Consider the following 18,208-nt stretch of genomic DNA (forward strand, 5'->3'; position numbering starts at 1 on the left):
ATCGCATGGCCCCGCGATAGCGGCGCCGCACAGGGAACGAAACAAAGGGAATGGACCAATGAAAAGACGCAATCTGATTATCCTGACCGCCGTGCTTGCCGCCTCGACGGCGCTGCCGGCCTTCGCACAGGATGCCGCCAAGCCATACGCCGGCACTCGCCTTGCGGTGCTGATGGAGGGTCATCCGACCACCGACGGCATTCAGGCGCTGCTGCCCGAATTCACCGCCGCCACCGGCATCGAGGTCGAACTCGAAGTCGTGCCGGAATCCGACATCACCGCCAAGATGCTGCTCGAATTCTCCTCGGGCTCGGGCCGCTATGACGTGGTGCAGAACAACATCATCTTCGTGCCGGGCTTCGTCAAAGCCGGCTATATCGAGCCGCTCGACGATCTCGCCGCAGCCGCGCCGCAATATCTCGACAAGGCCGATTTCGTGCCCGGCTATCTCAATACCAACGTGCTCGACGGCAAGCTTTATGGCCTGCCGGTCTATGGCGAGAGCACCTTCGTGATGTATCGCAAGGACCTGTTCGAGCAATACGGCATCGCCGTGCCCAAGAGCTTTGCCGATATCGAAGCCGCCGCCAAGACCATCAAGGAAAAGTCCAACGGCGAGATCACCGGCATCACCATGCGCGGCGCCCAGGGCATCCATAGCGTCTATGTCTGGGCCGGTTACCTCTGGGGCTTTGGCGGCGAGTTCGTCGATGCCGCGGGCAAGTCGGCATTGGCCACGCCGGAAGCTGCAGCCTCGCTCGATGCGTTCGCTCGCGTCCTCAAGGACTACGGCCCGGTCGGTGTCGCCAACTTCGGTTGGGAAGAGAACCGCGTCCTGTTCCAGCAGGGCAAGGCCGGCATCACGCTCGATGCCACGGTCAATGGCGCCTTCAACGAAGACCCGGCCGTTTCCTCGGTCGTCGGCAAGGTCGGCTACATCCCGGTGCCGGTCGAAACCACCGCACCCAAGGGCGGCTCGTCCTCGCTCGCCGTGCACAGCCTTTACGTGGCGTCGGCCTCGGCCAATAAGGAAGCTGCCTGGCTGTTTGCCTCCTGGGCCACCGCCAAGGAGCAGCAGATCAAGTCGCTCGCGCTCGCTCCCAACTCTGGCGTCACCTCGCAGGCGGCCCTCAACTCCGATGAGTTCAATAGCCGCTATGGTGCGTTCAAGGACGCGATGATCGCCTCGATCAACCAGGGCAATCCGCAATACCTGCCGACGGTGCCCGCGGCCAACGAGATCATCAACAATGCCGGCATTGCCGTGTCCAAGGTGCTCGCCGGAACGGCCAGTGCCACCGATGCCCTGGCCGAGGCCGATGCCGCCAACGCTGCTGCACTCGCACGTTGAGTGCCAGCGACCCCGTCGCGTTCAACCTCCCGCGCGACGGGGTCTCCCTTTAAGGATTTGCTATGACCAAGGACGTAACGACGCTGTTCTACCGCCCGGTCATGGTGTTCATGGGCGCTGTCTCCGTGGTGATCACGGTCTATGTGCTCTGGCTGACGATGCAGAACATCTCGCTGCTGCGTCCGGGCGCAGAAAAGTTTGTCGGCTTCGATAATTACATCCGTCTGCTGTTGGATATGCGCGGGCTCTCCGCTCTGGGTCGTACCGTGATGTTCACGATCGCCGCGACCGCCATCGAGCTGGTGCTGGGGCTGGCCATCGCACTGCTGCTCGATCGCGAATTTGCCGGCAAGCGCGTCGTTCGTGCGCTGATCCTGGTGCCCATCGTGATGACGCCGGTCGTTGTTGGCCTCACCTGGCGGTTCATGTTCGATCCCTCCAGCGGAATGGCCAATTACCTGATCTCGCTCATCGGGTTCGGTCCAGTCGACTGGCTGGGCAGCCCCAATGTGGCGATCTTCTCGCTGCTCATTGCCGATATCTGGCAATGGACGCCATTCGTCGTGCTGCTGACCATGGCCTCGCTCGAATCGCTGCCCGGTGATCCGCAGAATGCTGCCCGTGTCGATGGCGCCCGCGAATGGCAGGTCCTGTGGTTCATCACCATGCCCATGATGCAGCGGGCGCTGCTCATCGTCGGGGTGATCCGCGCCATCGACAGCATCAAGGCGTTCGATCTGTTTTACATCATGACGCGCGGTGGGCCGGCGCTTTCGACCGAAACGCTGAACCTCTACGGCTACATCGCCGCCTTCACCAATTTCGACATTTCCTACGCGTTGACCATCGCCATGGTGCTGACCATCCTGACCAATGTCGCGCTGCTGGCCGTCTACCGCCTCGCCTTCCGCCCGCAAAAGAGTGGATGAGACCTATGCGCAAGATCATCTTTTACGCCGTCATTATTGTCCTGGTCGTCGTCGTCCTGTTCCCCCTCTATTGGGTCTTCGTGACGTCGATCAAGTCGATCCGCGACGCCTTCGCCATGCCGCCGGTTTGGCTATTCGAGGCCACCTGGGAAAACTATTCCAAGGTGCTGAGCAACGGCGTATTCCTGCGCGCTTTCGTCAACTCCATCATCGTTTCGTTCACTGCATCCATCATAGCGGTGGCCATCGGGGCGCTGGCCGCCTATGGCCTGGTGCAGCAGGGCGACGCAGCCAAGCAGAGCAACGAAAAGTTCGTGCTGAGCATGCGCATCGCGCCACCGCTGATCTTCGTCATTCCCACCTATTTCCTCGCGTCCCAACTCAAGCTGCTCAACAATCACTGGCTGCTGATCGCGGTCTACGCCTTCATCAATATTCCCTTCGCCATCTCCATGCTGATGACCTTCTTCGAGGACATCCCGCGCGAGCTTCGCGATGCCGCCAAGGTCGACGGTGCGCGCGAGTTCACCATTTTCCGCGAGGTGTTTTTGCCGGTGGCCAAGGGCGGGATCATCGCCACGCTGATCATGTGCGTGCTGTTCACCTGGAACGAGTTCTTCATCGCGCTGGTGCTGACCGGCCGCGATACGCAGACCCTGCCCGTCAGCATCACCTCCTTCCTCACCTTCCAGGGCGTGCAATGGGGACCGCTCACCGCGGCCGCAACCCTCGTCATGCTGCCCATGCTGGTTTTGGGCATGCTGGTGCAGGGCCAGATCGTTCGCGGCATGTCGCTCGGCAGCATCAAGGGATAACGCCAATGGCCAATTTCGCGCTCCAGCTCAAGAACATCACCAAGGCCTATGGCGAGACGCCGGTGCTCAAGGGCATCAATGTCGATGCGGAGGAGGGCGAGTTCGTCGTCCTGCTCGGACCATCAGGCTGCGGCAAGTCGACTTTGCTTCACGCTATTGCCGGACTTCATCCGATCGATAGCGGTGACATCATCATCGAGGGGAAGTCGGTGGCCGGCATGCCGACGCGCGACCGCGACGTGGCCATGGTGTTCCAATCCTACGCGCTCTATCCCAACATGACCGTGGCGCAGAACATTGGCTTCCCTCTGCGCATGCGGAAGATGCCGGCGAGCGAAATCGCCATCCGCGTGGCCGAGGTGGCAAAGTTGCTGCAGATCGAACCACTGTTGCAGCGCCGCCCGCGCGAGCTGTCGGGCGGCCAACGGCAGCGCGTCGCTATCGGCCGCGCCCTGGTACGCGACCCCAAGGTTTTCCTCTTCGACGAGCCGCTCAGTAACCTCGACGCAACCCTGCGCGTCGAGACCCGCTCGGAGATCAAGAGGCTGCATGCCCAGCTTGGCAAGACCATGATCTATGTGACCCACGACCAGATCGAAGCGATGACCCTCGCCACCAAGATCGTGGTGATGAACAAGGGCGACATCCAGCAGATCGGCACGCCGCACGAAGTGTATCACCGCCCGGCAAACCTGTTCGTGGCCCGCTTCGTCGGCTCGCCGACCATGCAGATGTTCGCTGGCACATTGGCATCAAATGCTAGCGGTGTCGTATTCGACGATGGCAAAGGGTGGAGTGTACCGGTGCCGAATGCCGATAATACTGCGGTCGGCAAATCTGTGTTTCTGGGCCTGCGACCCGAGCACATTGCCTTGGCTCCCGCCGGTAGCGGGGAGATGGCTACAGTCGACGCGGTGGAACCCACGGGCCCTGAAGACAACGTCGTGCTGACCATTCGCGGACAGAAAGCTATCGCTCGTTTTCCCACCGGTAGCGTCGAGGCCAATACCAGCGTTGCAGTTATGCTCGATCTCGCCAAGGCGTCCTTGTTCGCGGCCGACAGTGGCCTGCGCTTGAACTAGGGGCCCTCCATGGAGATCGTCGTAAGGCCCACGGCTGAGGCCGCCGCCACCTATGCGCATGATTTGCTGGTGGAACACGTGCGGCGACAGCCGACCACGGTGCTGGGCTTGCCCACCGGAGCAACGCCGCTTCCGGTTTACGCCCGTCTCGTGCAGAGCCATAGGACCGCCCTGTTCAGCATGCAGTCGGTCACCACCTTCAATCTCGATGAGTATTACGGCCTTGGTCTCAAACACCCGGCCTCATATACCGCCTATATGAGCCGCGCGCTCTTTGACCATGTCGACTGCCCGGCCTCTCAGCGCCACATCCCCAACGGGCTGGCAGCGGACGCGCAGCAGGAAGCCGCAGACTACGAAGCTTTGATCGCCGCTGCGGGTGGCATCGACTTCATGTTGCTCGGCATAGGCCGCAACGGGCATATCGGGTTTAACGAGCCTGGCTCGGATTTTGCCTCGCGTACCCGTCTCGTTGATCTGACCCCATCGACGCTCGCGGCCAACGCGCCATTCTTCGCGGACGGGGAAACGCAGCCGAAGCAGGCGATCTCCATGGGCATCGGAACGATCCTTCAAGCCAGGCGTATCGTCGTGCTCGCGACCGGCGCCTCGAAGGCGGAGGCCGTTCGGCAGTCGCTGGAGAAACCTGCAAAGACAGCGGTCCCGGCCTCAGCACTCCATCTGGCTCGGGACGTAACCTTTGTGCTTGATCAAGCATGTGCCGGTATTTGATGCGGCTGTTGAGAGCGGCACCCCTGGTGCCCACCAGTATTCGAGCTATCAGAAACAGGCAGACAGCCCTGGCAAGCGTTATCCAACGAACAGGCGAGACCCGTCGGATATGGAATAGCGGTCGGAACCGGGCTCTATCGACCTGGCGATGGACAGCGAGCCCACGGGTGTGTTGCCAAAGCCTCGCTGACCGGTATCCTGCGCGGTACCGGCGGATCGGTCTATTTCCTCAAACGGCAGGACCTGACCGTCGGCTCTGAGACTGTCACGGTGCAATTGCGTGATCCCGTTACCGGCATGATTTCGTCGCGACGCACCCTGAGCCGCGGGCAGGACTACGAGATCGACTATCTGCAGGGCATAGTCATTCTCAAGGCTCCGCTCAATTCCACCGCGCGTCGGGCCGTGTCGTGCGCGATGGCGCGCTGGGCGATCGGGAAGTGCATCTCGCGGTGCAGTACGAATATACCCCCACGTTGGACGCCGTTGAAGGCTACGCGCTGGGCGGCCGCGCCGAGGCCTGGCTCTCCCATCATGTCGCCGTGGGTGTTACGGGCATTGCGGAAACCACTGGCCTTGCCGATCAGCGGTTGATCGGAGCCGACCTGACGTTACGCATGACCGAGACGACATTTCTCGAGGCCGAACTCGCCCAGAGCAGGGGGGTGGGTTTTGGGCAATGGGTATCGACAGACGGCGGCCTGACCTTCGTCAATCAGCCGGACACCGGTAGCAACATCCAATCCGCGATGGCCTATCATCTGAAGGGCCAGATCGACCTGGCCGACGTGAGTGGGGGCCAAATCGCCGGGCAGGTCGGCGCCTTCTACGACACCAAGCAGGCCGGTTTTGCCACCACGGACCAACAAACAACGATCGATCAGGTGGTGTGGGGCACATTCGCCAAGCTTGACCTGACCGAGGCACCACGGTGTCGGCACGCTATGAGGGGCTAACCAAGGGCGACGGGCAGCGGCGCGAGGAAGCATCGGCGGAGGTGAGCTATGAGTTCGCCCCGCAATGGAGCATCGCGGCGGGTCTTTTGCATGTCAACTCGACCTCGCCACGGGGCGGCGGATCAGACAGCGGTTTTCGCACCGATGGTGGCCTGGAGCTGACCTATCGTGCAGACGACGATACCAAGCTCTACGCCTTTGCCCAGGCAACACTGGCGCGGTCGGGTACCGAGGCAACTCCATTGAGGGAGACAGTTGGCGGCAAATGGTTAAACTGACAAAATACACTGTTATCGCATATACCGGCGTACACGAGGTACGGCAGGAGGCCGAAGCGCATATGACCACTGCCGAATCTCCGGAGAATGCGGCTGAGTTGATATTGCACGAGCGCCTGATTCGGTTCGGTCGCGTGCGCGATTTGCGAGCCAAAGTCATAGTTCACGACCTGAGCGACGGGGCCGAAACCATCCTGCTGTACCGGCCCGCCAAACCTGCCTAAAATTACAGGGCAGGCGCATCTTGCGCTGGCGGTAGTTGGACAGCCCAATTCCGAGAGGGTTTTGGGCCCACGGAAATCTCCTGGCTGAGCTAGACGCGATGGTCTGGGGCAATATCCTTTCAACGGACGACCTAGCCGCCGGCAGTACCGACATTTTCGATTTCAAAACCTAGAGAACCATCCCGGTCTTGCCCAGGTCATAGCGCTGACGCCGCGGCTGCGTCCGATACGTCGGGTAGAGCCCCTTTTTGAGCAGGCTGGCAGCGGTACGATGCGCTTGAGGCGGGTGGCATCTTTTTTGGCGGCCAAAGCTGACCGGCAGCTTTGCCAAGGCGGGCGGAACGGCCGGAAAGGGGTCGAAGGCGCAGTCGGCTACGCGCCCCATTCCGGCCGCTAGTCAGCCTTCGGCGGAGTCCTAAAAGCGGACCGTCACCTATGTGAACAGCTAGTCTGCAACGGGTGGCAAGCGGTATGTCTACTTTCGTCGCTCTAGATGAGCACAGCGGACACCCCGCTTTACTTTCGCGTGAGCCATCAAGCCCTCATCAGGCGTTCGGACCTTGCGAAAAGAAGCGGAGTGACGCCGCGTCAAGGTCGTCTAGGAGCGAAGTTCTTCGCGACGATCCTGGTCACATGCTGTAGGACTGTCGCGGCCGTCCTACGGCATTCGGCTTCAGGTAGCATTCGGATGAACTTGGTGAACCTATCGACGAACATCACATCGGAACTGCTCATCGCCGAGCGCGAAATCCTGACGCGCGTGGCAGTGGGCGGCCCGTTGAAAGACGTCATGCGCGACATCATTTTAATGGTGGAGAAACCGTCGCGTGGCGAGATGCTGGCGTCGATCCTGATGATGACGGAGGACGGCGCGAACCTGGTGGAGGGCGCGGCACCCAGCCTGCCCGACGCCTACAACGCTGCAATCGATGGCATCCCGGTCGGCCATGGTGTCGGCTCATGCGGGACTGCCGCGTTCACCGGCGATCCGGTGATCGTGACGGACATCGCCACCGACCCGTTATGGGCCGACTACAAGGACATAGCGTTGGCTCATGGCCTTCGTGCATGCTGGTCGATGCCGATCCGTGCATCGGACGGCACCATCCTGGGCACGTTCGCCAACTACTATCGTCAGCCCAAAGAGCCGACCGAGCGCGACCTCGAAGTCATCGGCATGGTAACGCGCACGGCCGCCATCGCTATCGAGCGTCATCGCAACGAACTGGTGCGTGGACGGGCCGAGGAACAGCGCGAGCTGCTTGCGCGTGAGCTCAATCACCGCGTCAAGAACCTCTTCACCCTGGTGAATGCGCTGCTGGCAACGAGTGTCCGCGCCGAGATCAGCGTGAAGGATTATTCGGTGGCGGTCCGTGGCCGTCTGGACGCTTTGCACCGCGCCCACGAGTTGGTACAGCCGGGTCTCTCACCAGAGGCGTCATCGGATTCCGCCATACCGCTCAAGACGGTCCTAACCGATCTTCTGGCGCCATATGTCGATGAGGGCGACAAATTTATGCTGGCCGGCTCCGACGATCTGCAGATTTCATCAAGGGCGACCACCAACATCGCCCTTGTCCTCCACGAGCTTGCGACGAACGCCGCAAAGTACGGAGCGCTCAGCCATCCTGACGGTAAGCTGTTGATTTCCTGGAGCTCCGTCGAAGACTTGCAGATCGAGTGGAGCGAACGCGGCGGGCCCGTGCCTGCAGCGCCGACCCGGGTAGGTTTCGGATCCAAGCTGATAAACCGGGTCGTCGAAGGGCAATTGCGCGGCACGATCAACTATCGCTGGGAGCCGCACGGGCTTGATATCATGATCCAGCTGCCGCTCAAGTCGGTGCAGTAGTCCGTGGGCCGCTATACTAGGGTCGGCTTCCCCTTGAGCCGGTGAAGCTAGTAAACCTCGGCGCAGGTCAATCGCACTCACCAGGGCGTAAGATTACCGTACCCGCTGCCACGCAGCAGGTCTGTTGAAGGGCAACTTTCAGGATGCGAAAGCAGGGCGTGAGTGACCGGCTTGGGGTGGGATAGGGACGTCCGCTTTCGATTGCGGACTGGCGGCTATCCAGCCTCTAGCGGCAGTAAGCGCCACAAGCGGTCATTGGGTCGTTGGAAAACTGATTGCACGGCCGGACTGGCAGTGCAAACTCAGGTGGGTAAGGTCTGACTTGGGGGGCGCCACATGTTCGGCAGAGTCTTGCGACTTGGCCTGACGATCAACTGGATGCAGGTCGTGCCCATCCTCTTGTGCACTGCCCTGGCCGCCGCTTTGCCAGTTGGCGTACCGGTGCTTCTGGGCCGCATTATCGACGCAGCGCTACGCGGGGCGCAGCTGGTCGAGTTGCTTCCACTACTGAGTTTTGTGGCAGCCCTCGCTGGGGCCGCCGCACTTGCCGAGGTGCTGGCCAACACCCTTGGGTCTCGCGTCGGCTATGGCCTTTCTTGGCAGCTGGCACGACGGCTCTACGGCCAACTTCTGCGCATGCCGCTGTTGAGCTATGCAACCATCAATCCCGGGGTGTTGAACAGCCGCCTGACTAACGACATGCGCATGGTGGATCCGCTGTTTACCGCCGTCCCGCTGGCCACGGTCCACGGCTGGGTCGGACTGGCCGCCGTTGGGATCGCACTGGCCATCATCAACCCCTGGTTCCTCGCCGCCTTTACGCTTGTCCCGCTTGCCCTCATGGCAGTGCGCTTTGCCGAAGGGCGCATCAACGCCACGATCAAGGATTCCTACGAGATCAACGCGGCCGTCGCCTCGCAGATAGAGAGCACCACCAGCGGCGACGCCGTGAGTCTTGTCCGGCAGGCGCGCGCAACCGGCACGGAGGAAGCCCGCTTCGCCGAGCTCGCCGACAGATCCGTCGCGCTGGCGGTGCGCATGGACAACTGGCGGGCCGTGATCAATGTCGCCTATCGGCTGTGCTTCGATCTCATCACCGTGCTGTTTCTCGGCATCGGCGTACTCTTGGCCTCGACCGGACAAATCTCGATCGGTAGCATCATCTCGGCACTGTTCTTTGTCGGCCTCGTGCGCCAGCCGCTGGGGGAGGTTGTGGGACAGCGCTATCCTATGATCCGGGCCGGGATGGGGCTGGATCGTATAGAGGCCGTGCTGCTGTCGAGGAACACCGGTCTACCAACGGTGGTGGCGGCGGCGCGCGCGACAGACCCGGCGCCCTCCGCGGAAGTTCTCACATTTGAGAGCGTGAGCTACACCTATCCAGGCCGCGACGCCCTGGCGGTCAAAACGCTCTCCGATGTCGCGGGCGCCAGTTTCGGGATGACCGGGTTTCTGGCCGCAGTCTCGCTGACCCGGCTGGATGAGGCGGTGGGCACGAATGGAGCAGACCTGCCCTTGCCCATCCTCAACGACATTTCGTTCTGCGTGCGGCGGGGTGAAACCGTAGCTATTGCCGGACATTCCGGATCGGGCAAATCAACCATCATCAGCCTCGCCTGCGGCTCAATCCGACCCTCGGACGGGCGCATACGGGTCGAGGGCCTCGATGCGGGCGAGCTGGCGGAAGAGGATGTTTGGCGCGGCGTCTCGCTCGTCAGCCAAGACGTCTACTTGCGCGATGCGACGCTGCGCGACAACCTGCGCTATGGCCTCGAGGATGCGACGGACGACCGGCTCACCGATGCCATGCATCAAGCCGGGCTGGGCGAGATGTTGAGGCAGTTACCCGACGGGCTTGGCACCATGGTCGGGCAACGCGGCAAGCGCTTCTCCGGTGGGGAGAGGCAACGCATCGCTATCGCCCGCGCCGTGCTGCGTGATCGGCCGCTGCTCATTCTCGACGAGGCTACCTCGCATCTCGATGCCGAGCGCGAGGAAGGCATCCTCGATGCCATTGACGCCATCGCCGCCAACCGGGCAGTGCTGGTGGTGGCGCACCGGACCTCCGCCATCGAGCGTGCAAACCGTGTAGTGATGATCGAGCATGGCAGTGTGGTTGAGCGCGGTACGCACGCGGAGCTGATCGCCGCTGGCGGTCGCTACGCCGCAATGCATCGGGCCAATTTGACGAGCTGAGAGTCCGCTTCTACGAGAAGCGGCCATCGCGTGAGCGGAGCGCCAATGGCCGGAACCGATCGCTTACGGTCGGCATCGGTGTGGGTTTCTGCCAGTCTGCTTTTGGTCGGAAGATCAGGGTCGTGCGAGGCCAGCCGGGCCGTTTCTTAATGCCCAGGCTAAGTCCGTGCGATTCTGCGTTAACCGGAAAATGGGTTAGCATGCTGATGGTACATGATTTTTATTTTGGCCCCCGCCCCAAACTCATTTCATACGGCCGCTTTCACCAAGCAATGAAAAGACTCATTGACGGACATGCCGGTTCGGGCGTATTTCCCGCCTCAGGACATCTTGCCCTAACGCAAGACGCATAGACCTGGGAGGGTCGCTGAATATGGCTGATATGCCCCATACCGCACCGGCGGTGAAACCGGATAATCCAAATTTTTCTTCGGGCCCGTGTGCCAAGCGTCCAGGCTGGACGGTTGAGGCGCTTGCTGGCGCATTGGTGGGTCGTTCGCACCGCTCCAAGCCGGGCAAGGCTCGCATTCAGCGCGCAATCGATCTGACGCGCGAATTGCTGGAAGTGCCGGCGGATTACCGCATCGGCATCGTGCCCGCTTCCGATACAGGCGCCGTCGAAATGGCGCTGTGGAGCATGCTGGGCGAGCGCGGCGTCGATATGCTGGCCTGGGAAAGTTTTGGCGAGGGCTGGGTCACCGATGTGGCCAAGCAGCTCAAGCTGGATGACGTGCGCATCATCAAGGCCGGCTATGGCGAATTGCCGGACCTCAGCCAGGTCGATACCGACCGCGACGTGGTGTTTACCTGGAACGGCACGACGTCCGGCGTGCGCGTGCCGAACGCCGACTGGATCAAGGCCGACCGCAAGGGCCTGACGATCTGCGACGCGACCTCGGCGGCGTTCGCCCAGAAGCTGGAATTCGACAAGCTCGATGTCGTGACCTTCTCCTGGCAGAAGGCGCTGGGCGGGGAAGCCGCCCATGGCGTGCTGATCCTGAGCCCCCGTGCCGTCGAACGGCTCGAATCTTTTAAGCCCGACCGGCCGCTGCCCAAGATTTTCCGCCTGACCAAAGGTGGCAAGTTGCTGCAGGAAGTGTTCGAAGCCGCGACCATCAACACGCCATCGATGATCTGCATCGAGGACGCCGTGGACGCCATGGAATGGGGCCTCCGCGAAGGCGGGCTAAAGGGCCTGCAGGGTCGTGCTGATGCCAATTTCAAGGTACTGGCCGATTGGGTTGCCGTAACCCCATGGGTCGAATTCCTGGCCAAGGACGCGGCGTATCGTTCCAACACTTCGGTGTGTTTCTCGATCGTCGATCCGGCGGTGACGGCGCTCGACGCCGACAAGCAGGCAGCGTTCGCCAAGGCGATCGTGTCGCGGCTCGACAAGGCCGGCGTGGCCTATGACATCGGCGCCTATAAGGATGCTCCCTCGGGCCTGCGCATCTGGGCCGGCTCGACGATCGAGGCGGCATCGCTGGCCGCGCTGACGCCGTGGCTGGATTACGCATTCGCCGAAGAGAAGGCCGCGCTGGCGAAAGCCGCGGCTTAGCAACGAGCACCCCCACCCAACCTCCCCCTGATAGGGGGAGGGGCTGATCGAGTATCTGGCACAATTCAGCCAGATACGCGGAGCCATTCCTTCCCCTTCCAAGGGGAGGCTAGGTGGGGGTGCCTTCCACAAACCCAGTTCATATGGAGGGCGCCATGCCCAAGGTTCTCGTTTCCGACAAGCTCAGCCCCACCGCCGTCCAGATCTTCAAGGATAATGGCGTCGAGGTGGATTACCTGCCCGATCTGGGCAAGGACAAGGAAAAGCTGCTCGAAGTCATCGGGCAATATGATGGCCTCGCCATCCGCTCGGCCTCCAAGATCACCGAGAAGATCATCGCCGCGGCGACCAATCTCAAGGTGATCGGTCGGGCCGGTATCGGTGTCGACAATGTCGATATCCCGGCTGCTACCGCCAAGGGCATCATCGTGATGAATACGCCGTTCGGCAATTCCATCACCACGGCCGAGCACGCCATTTCCCTGATGATGGCGCTGGCCCGCCAGCTGCCCGAGGCCGACGCATCGACCCGTGCCGGCAAGTGGGAAAAGAACCGCTTCATGGGCGTGGAAGTCACCAACAAGACGCTGGGTCTGATCGGCGCCGGCAATATCGGCTCGATCGTGGCCGACCGGGCGCAGGGCCTGCGCATGAAGGTCATCGCCTTCGATCCGTTCCTGACCCCGGAACGCGCCCAGACGCTGGGTGTCGAAAAGGTCGAACTGGATGACCTGCTGGCGCGCGCCGATTTCATCACCCTGCATACGCCGTTGATCGAGGCGACCCGCAACATCATCAGCGCCGAGGCTCTGGCCAAGACCAAGAAGGGCGTGCGTATCATCAATTGCGCCCGTGGCGGCCTGATCGATGAAGCTGCGCTCTACGATGCGCTGAAGTCCGGCCATGTTGCCGGCGCGGCGCTCGACGTGTTCCTCGAAGAGCCGGCCCAGAACAACCCGCTGTTCGAGCTGCCCAACGTCATCTGCACGCCCCATCTGGGCGCGGCCACGACCGAAGCGCAGGAGAATGTCGCGCTGCAGGTGGCCGAGCAGATTTCGGCCTACCTGATGAGCGGCGAAATCACCAACGCGCTGAACTTCCCGTCCATCTCGGCCGAAGAAGCGCCGATCCTGACGCCGTTCATCAAGCTGGCCGAGGTGCTCGGCTCGTTCGCGGGCCAGCTCACCGAAACGGCGATCAAGGGCATTCGCATCGAGTTCGAGGGTAATGTGGCGGCGATGAACACCCGTCCCATGGTAGCGGCGGCGCTCAATGGCGTGCTCAAGCCGATGATGGGCGAGGTCAACATGGTTTCGGCCCCGCAGATCGCCAAGGATCGCGGCATCAATGTCGAGGTCATCACCCGCGAGCAGCAGGGCGCCTACGAGAACTATATCCGCCTGACGGTGATGACCGAGCTGCAGGAACGTGGCGTCGCCGGCACCGTGTTTGCCAATGGCAAGCCGCGCGTCATCCAGGTCAAGGGCATCAACATGGAGGCCGAACTGACGCCCTCCATGCTCTACGTGACCAACGAGGACAAGCCTGGCCATATCGGCCGCTTGGGCACGCTGTTGGGCAAGCTCGGCATCAATATCGCCAACTTCAATTTGGGCCGTGTCGAGGTCGGGCAAGACGCTATCGCGCTGGTCTCGATCGATGGCACGCTGACCGAGCCGCAACTGGCCGAAATCGCCGCGCTGGAAGGTGTCAAGCAAGCCCGCGCACTGAAGTTCTAAGCGTTACGCATGATTGTTACGGCCGGCGCCTCAGGCGCCGGTCTTTTTTATGGCCGCCGTGCCGACCATTCCGCCAGCACGATGCCGCCGATGATGATGGCGGCGGAGAGGTAGTGGTAGAGTTCCAGGTGTTCGCCGATGATCAGCACCGAGAGCAGGGTGCCAAAAACCGGGATCAGGTTGTGGCTGGGGGCGGCGCGGTTGGCGCCGAGCAGTTCGACGCCGCGGGCATAAAAGACCTGGCTGAACATGGACGGGAAAATCATCACATAGGCAAGGACGCCCCAAACCATGGGTGAGGCATGGGCGAGATTGGCGAACTGGCCCAATCCGCCGCCGAACAGTTGCAGGGTGATCAGCCCGGTCACCGCCGCCCCGGCGAAGGCGACGCCGAGAAAGCTCATCAGGTGCACGTCGGGGCGATATTTCAGCGCCAGCGTATAGATGGTGTAGGTCAGGCACGCGACGATCACATAGGCGTCGCCGATATTGATATCGAGCGTCAGCAGGCGGGCCGGGTCGCCATGGGTGGCAGTGAGAATCACTCCGCTGATGGCGATCAGCACGCCGGCGACCTGCAAGGCGCGGGCGCGAACCCGGAAAACAATGAAATTGGCGCCGAGAATCATCATCGGCAGGGCGGCCTGCTCGATCGATGAATTGACCACGGTGGTGGTCTTGAGCCCCACATACAAAAACACATTGAACAGCGCATAGCCGATGGCGCCATAGGCCATCAGCAGCGGCCAATAGCGGCGCACCACCGGCCAATCCTGCCGCAAATGCGGCCAGGCGAAGGGCAGGATGACCGCAAACGCGCCCAGGCAGCGAGTTGCCAGCAGCAGGAACGGGTCGATTTCGCCGATCACCAGCTTGGCCGCAACGCCATTGCCGCCCCAGAATAATGGGGCCAGGATCAGCATCAGGTAGGGCTGATCGAGCAGCCGGGCGGTTATGCCGCGATTTTGGATGGCCACCGGCTTTGTCATCGTCGCTCGGGTGATGTAAGGACAGTCGGACTTAGCAGTTATTCGGCCGCGATCAAATGTCCTGAGCGGTCGAAGCAGTGATGGTGACGGCTTATCCGCCAAGCGGCCCGCAGGGGTCGGGGCGGCGCGGGCGTGCCGATCTTGAGGAATTAAGCGCATGGCAAATGTGGTTGTCGTCGGCTCGCAGTGGGGCGACGAGGGCAAGGGCAAGATCGTGGACTGGCTATCGGAGCGCGCCGACGTCGTCGTGCGCTTCCATGGCGGTCACAATGCCGGCCACACCCTGGTTATCGACGGGGTGAGCTACAAGCTGGCGCTGCTGCCCTCGGGGCTGGTGCAGGGCAAATTCTCGGTCATCGGCAATGGCGTGGTGGTCGATCCGCACCATTTCGTGATCGAGCTGGCCAAGCTGCGCGCGCAGGGCGTCGATATCACGCCCGAACTGCTGCGCATTGCCGACAATGCACCGCTGATCCTGTCGCTGCATCGCGAACTCGATTCGATCCGTGAGGACTCCAATGCGGGTCTGAAGATCGGCACCACCAAGCGCGGCATCGGGCCGGCCTACGAGGACAAGGTGGGTCGCCGTGCGATCCGCCTGATCGACCTCAGCGAGCCCGAGACGCTGATGCCCAAGATCGAGCGGCTGCTGCTGCACCACAATGCGCTGCGACGCGGCATGGGGCTGGTCGAGATCAATGCCGATGCGATCTACGAGGAACTGAGCTCGGTCGCCGACCAGATCCTGCCGTTCATGGACCAGGTCTGGCGCATTCTCGACGAAAAACGCAAGGCGGGCGCCCGTATCCTGTTCGAGGGCGCGCAGGGCGCCTTGCTGGACAATGACCACGGCACCTATCCGTTCGTCACCTCGTCCAACACTGTTGCCGGGCAGGCGGCGGCCGGTTCGGGCCTTGGCCCAACGGCAATTGGCTATGTGCTGGGTATCACCAAAGCCTACACGACCCGCGTCGGCGAGGGCCCGTTCCCGTGCGAGCTCGATGACGAAGTCGGCCGCCATCTGGCCAGCGTCGGCAAAGAAGTGGGCGTCAATACCGGGCGGCCCCGCCGTTGCGGCTGGTTCGATGCGGTGCTGGTGCGCCAGACCGTGCGCACGTCGGGCATTTCGGGCATCGCGCTGACCAAGCTGGACGTGCTGGACGGGCTCAAGGAGATCAAGGTGTGCGTCGGGTACGAACTCGATGGATCACGGATTGATTATTTGCCTGCCTCAATGGGGGCACAAGCGCGCGTTAAGCCGATTTACGAGGTGCTGGAAGGCTGGTCCGAAACGACCGCCGGAGCGCGCAGTTGGGCCGAACTTCCCGCGCAGGCGGTCAAGTATGTGCGCTATATTGAAGAGCTGATCGGGGCGCCGGTCGCCATGCTGTCGACGAGCCCGGAACGGCTGGATACCATTCTGGTGCATGACCCATTCCAAGATTGAGATTTTTTGTTACAAGATAGCCGCAATTGTGAGTAGCAAGTAACCTATGGCGGACTACAAAGAGCTGTTGCGCCGGGCAATCTCGGCGCTGCCGGAGAATAATGGGGCTGCACGACGTGCGGTTTACGAGAAGGCGCGCACGGCCCTTGTCGGGCAATTGCGCGCCATCACGCCGCCATTGCCGGCGCGCGATATCACCCAGCACCGGCTGCAGCTCGAAGATTGCATCCGCCAGGTGGAGCAGGAAGCCAGCGAGGCCGTGATCTCGCTGAGCCGCGATATCAACCTGAGCGCGCGTCCCCCGGCGCCTGAAGCGGTTGCACCAGTGGCGGCGCCGAGTGTGGCGCAAGCGGCGCCTGTCGCAGCGCCGCCACCGCCGCCCAAAGCAGTTGAGCCGCCCAAGCCCGTAGAAGCGCCGAAGCCCGTCGAGATATCCCAGCCCGTCGAACCCCCCAAGGCGGCGGGCAGCATCGAAGATATCATCAACCAGGCGGCCGCCTCGGCTTCGGCCAGCGTTGTCAGCATCACCGCCAAGCCGGCCGAACCGAAGCCCGAGGTTCGTGACGAGCGTCCTCTACCCTCGATCGTGGCGCGCGCGGAAGCCGCCAAGAGCGGGCCGACCTCATCGATTTCCAGCGGCGTCGCCCGGCAGGCCGATAGCCCGCTGAAGGCGCCGAGCTTCACGCCGCGTCGCGAGCCAACACCCCTGGCGGCCAATTCGTCCGAAACCGTACGCGTCACCTCGCGCATGGAGCCGAGCCTGGGCAACCAAGCCCTGGCGCGCCAGCAGGTTGCCATGCCGCTGGCAGTGGTCGATGCACCGCCAGTCGAGGCTGCACTGTCGGCCGTCCGCGAAGTCGAAGTCGAGCCCGATCCACGCGAGGCCGAGGGCGCCATCGAGCGCGCCATCGAAACGCTGGATCGCGAGGCGCGCGGCGAAGTCACCGCGCCCCTGGCAGACCCGCAGGCCAAGCCGTCCGGCACGACTGCCCGCAACGGCACTGTCGAAGCCGATGACGACGCCAGCGACGTGAGTTTTGCCGCTGCGCCTTCGGGCGGGCGGAGTGGCGCAGGGCTGACGATTTTCCTCGTGGTGTTCGTGCTGCTGCTGGCCGGTGTGGGCGGTGGGGGCTTCTGGGCCTGGCGCGAGGGATATGTCGATCTCGACCAGATGTTCGGTCGCGCCACCACGACGCCACAGGTCGCCGAAGTGGCGCCACCGGCCGACACGACCGCGCCGACGCTGGATACCAATGAAGCGCCGGCCCCCGCCGCCGACAATGCCGCCGGTCCGGGCAATACCGCGACCACCGGCGGCACCGATGTGCCGACGACGGCGCTGGAGGGCCTCGAGATCCAGGACCGCCTGGAGCCTACACCCACGCCAGTGGTGCCTAGTGCCAACCAGACCGCCTTGCCGCAATTGGGCGGCGACGAGGTCAAGGGCGAAGAGCGCCTGCCTGACGAACAGACCACCCCGGCGCCGAGCACCGACCTGACGGCGTCGGTCGATCCGGCAGTGCTGGCGGGCAGCCAATCGCTGCTGTTGGAAGCCTCGCCTGATGGGCGCACCGGCGCCGTGCCGTTCTCGGGCACGATCGACTGGACCGAAGGCGTCGACGAAGTCGGACTGCCGACGCTGGTCGGCAAGGCCAATATTCCGGCGCGCAATCTGGGTATCTCGATGACCATTCGCAAGAATGCCGATCCGAGCCTGCCGGCGAGCCATTTGATGGAAGTGGATTTCAGCGTCAACGACACCTTCGTGGGCGGCACCATTGCGGGCCTGCCGGGCGTGTTGCTGAAAAACGAGGAACTGGTGCCCGGCACGCCGCTGGTGGGTGCATCGGCACGGGTGGTGGGCAATTCGTTCCTCTTCGCCCTCAGCGCTTCGCCCGCCGACGCGGCAACCAATACCGACCTGCTCGAACACCGCAAATGGATGGACCTGGCCGTTATCTACGGCACCGGACGCAATGCCATCATCACGCTTGAGAAAGACGACGCCGCACAGGCGCTGTTCGACAAGGTGTTCACGGCCTGGGCCAAGCCCGCATCTTAGC

The 18,208-nt window shown here is 62.6% G+C and carries 15 protein-coding genes; 14 read left to right on the plus strand and 1 reads right to left on the minus strand.

All coding sequences use genetic code 11. The features are described from left to right. Positions 1-58 precede the first annotated feature (58 nt). From ABIB57_RS17555 to serA, 12 genes are all read left to right on the plus strand, one after another. The gene (locus tag ABIB57_RS17555; RefSeq protein WP_354042468.1) at positions 59-1,351 is read left to right on the plus strand and encodes an ABC transporter substrate-binding protein; all 1,293 of its coding nucleotides are present in this window, start codon (positions 59-61) and stop codon (positions 1,349-1,351) included. Between the two features lie 62 nt (positions 1,352-1,413). Then, positions 1,414-2,280 carry a carbohydrate ABC transporter permease gene (locus ABIB57_RS17560; RefSeq protein WP_354042469.1) on the plus strand — a complete coding sequence of 289 codons (867 nt, stop codon included), beginning with the start codon at positions 1,414-1,416 and terminating at the stop codon, positions 2,278-2,280. Positions 2,281-2,285: 5 nt separating this feature from the next. Beyond that, a complete protein-coding gene (locus ABIB57_RS17565; protein ID WP_354042470.1) occupies positions 2,286-3,095 on the plus strand; it encodes a carbohydrate ABC transporter permease in 810 nt (269 codons plus the stop codon). A gap of 5 nt (positions 3,096-3,100) precedes the next feature. Then, entirely contained in the window at positions 3,101-4,177 is a 1,077-nt protein-coding gene (locus tag ABIB57_RS17570) for an ABC transporter ATP-binding protein (RefSeq protein WP_354042472.1), read from the plus strand. A 9-nt stretch (positions 4,178-4,186) separates the two neighbouring features. Further along, a complete protein-coding gene (gene nagB / locus ABIB57_RS17575) occupies positions 4,187-4,909 on the plus strand; it encodes a glucosamine-6-phosphate deaminase (protein WP_354042474.1) in 723 nt (240 codons plus the stop codon). A 410-nt stretch (positions 4,910-5,319) separates the two neighbouring features. Beyond that, a complete protein-coding gene (locus ABIB57_RS17580) occupies positions 5,320-5,865 on the plus strand; it encodes a hypothetical protein (RefSeq protein WP_354042475.1) in 546 nt (181 codons plus the stop codon). Continuing rightward, positions 5,841-6,143, plus strand: a complete 303-nt coding sequence (locus ABIB57_RS17585; RefSeq protein ID WP_354042477.1) for a hypothetical protein — start codon at positions 5,841-5,843, stop codon at positions 6,141-6,143. The genes ABIB57_RS17580 and ABIB57_RS17585 overlap by 25 nt, the downstream gene beginning before the upstream one ends. 62 nt (positions 6,144-6,205) lie before the next feature. Further along, positions 6,206-6,367, plus strand: coding sequence for a hypothetical protein (locus ABIB57_RS17590; RefSeq protein WP_354042479.1), 162 nt, complete (start codon positions 6,206-6,208; stop codon positions 6,365-6,367). A 697-nt stretch (positions 6,368-7,064) separates the two neighbouring features. Next, complete coding sequence (locus ABIB57_RS17595; protein WP_354042482.1) at positions 7,065-8,216, plus strand: sensor histidine kinase; 1,152 nt, start codon at positions 7,065-7,067, stop codon at positions 8,214-8,216. Positions 8,217-8,567: 351 nt separating this feature from the next. Further along, positions 8,568-10,412, plus strand: a complete 1,845-nt coding sequence (locus ABIB57_RS17600) for an ABC transporter ATP-binding protein (RefSeq protein WP_354042483.1) — start codon at positions 8,568-8,570, stop codon at positions 10,410-10,412. A 382-nt stretch (positions 10,413-10,794) separates the two neighbouring features. Beyond that, positions 10,795-11,970: a phosphoserine transaminase gene (locus ABIB57_RS17605; RefSeq protein ID WP_354042806.1), complete on the plus strand. Its 1,176-nt coding sequence runs from the start codon at positions 10,795-10,797 to the stop codon at positions 11,968-11,970. A gap of 155 nt (positions 11,971-12,125) precedes the next feature. Beyond that, positions 12,126-13,709: a phosphoglycerate dehydrogenase gene (gene serA, locus ABIB57_RS17610; RefSeq protein WP_354042484.1), complete on the plus strand. Its 1,584-nt coding sequence runs from the start codon at positions 12,126-12,128 to the stop codon at positions 13,707-13,709. Positions 13,710-13,756: 47 nt separating this feature from the next. Here the strand turns inward: serA and ABIB57_RS17615 are convergent, their stop codons facing one another. Continuing rightward, positions 13,757-14,698 (minus strand): DMT family transporter, encoded by a 942-nt coding sequence (locus tag ABIB57_RS17615; RefSeq protein WP_354042486.1) that lies wholly within the window; start codon positions 14,696-14,698, stop codon positions 13,757-13,759. 157 nt (positions 14,699-14,855) lie between these two features. Between ABIB57_RS17615 and ABIB57_RS17620 the strand changes: the two genes are divergently transcribed. Both ABIB57_RS17620 and ABIB57_RS17625 read left to right on the plus strand, forming a co-directional pair. Next, complete coding sequence (locus tag ABIB57_RS17620) at positions 14,856-16,145, plus strand: adenylosuccinate synthase (RefSeq protein ID WP_354042487.1); 1,290 nt, start codon at positions 14,856-14,858, stop codon at positions 16,143-16,145. A gap of 46 nt (positions 16,146-16,191) precedes the next feature. Next, on the plus strand, positions 16,192-18,207 hold the full coding sequence (locus ABIB57_RS17625) for a hypothetical protein (protein WP_354042489.1): 2,016 nt from the start codon (positions 16,192-16,194) through the stop codon (positions 18,205-18,207). Position 18,208 lies beyond the last annotated feature (1 nt).

The sequence above is a fragment of the Devosia sp. UYZn731 genome (assembly GCF_040546795.1).
Taxonomy (GTDB): domain Bacteria; phylum Pseudomonadota; class Alphaproteobacteria; order Rhizobiales; family Devosiaceae; genus Devosia.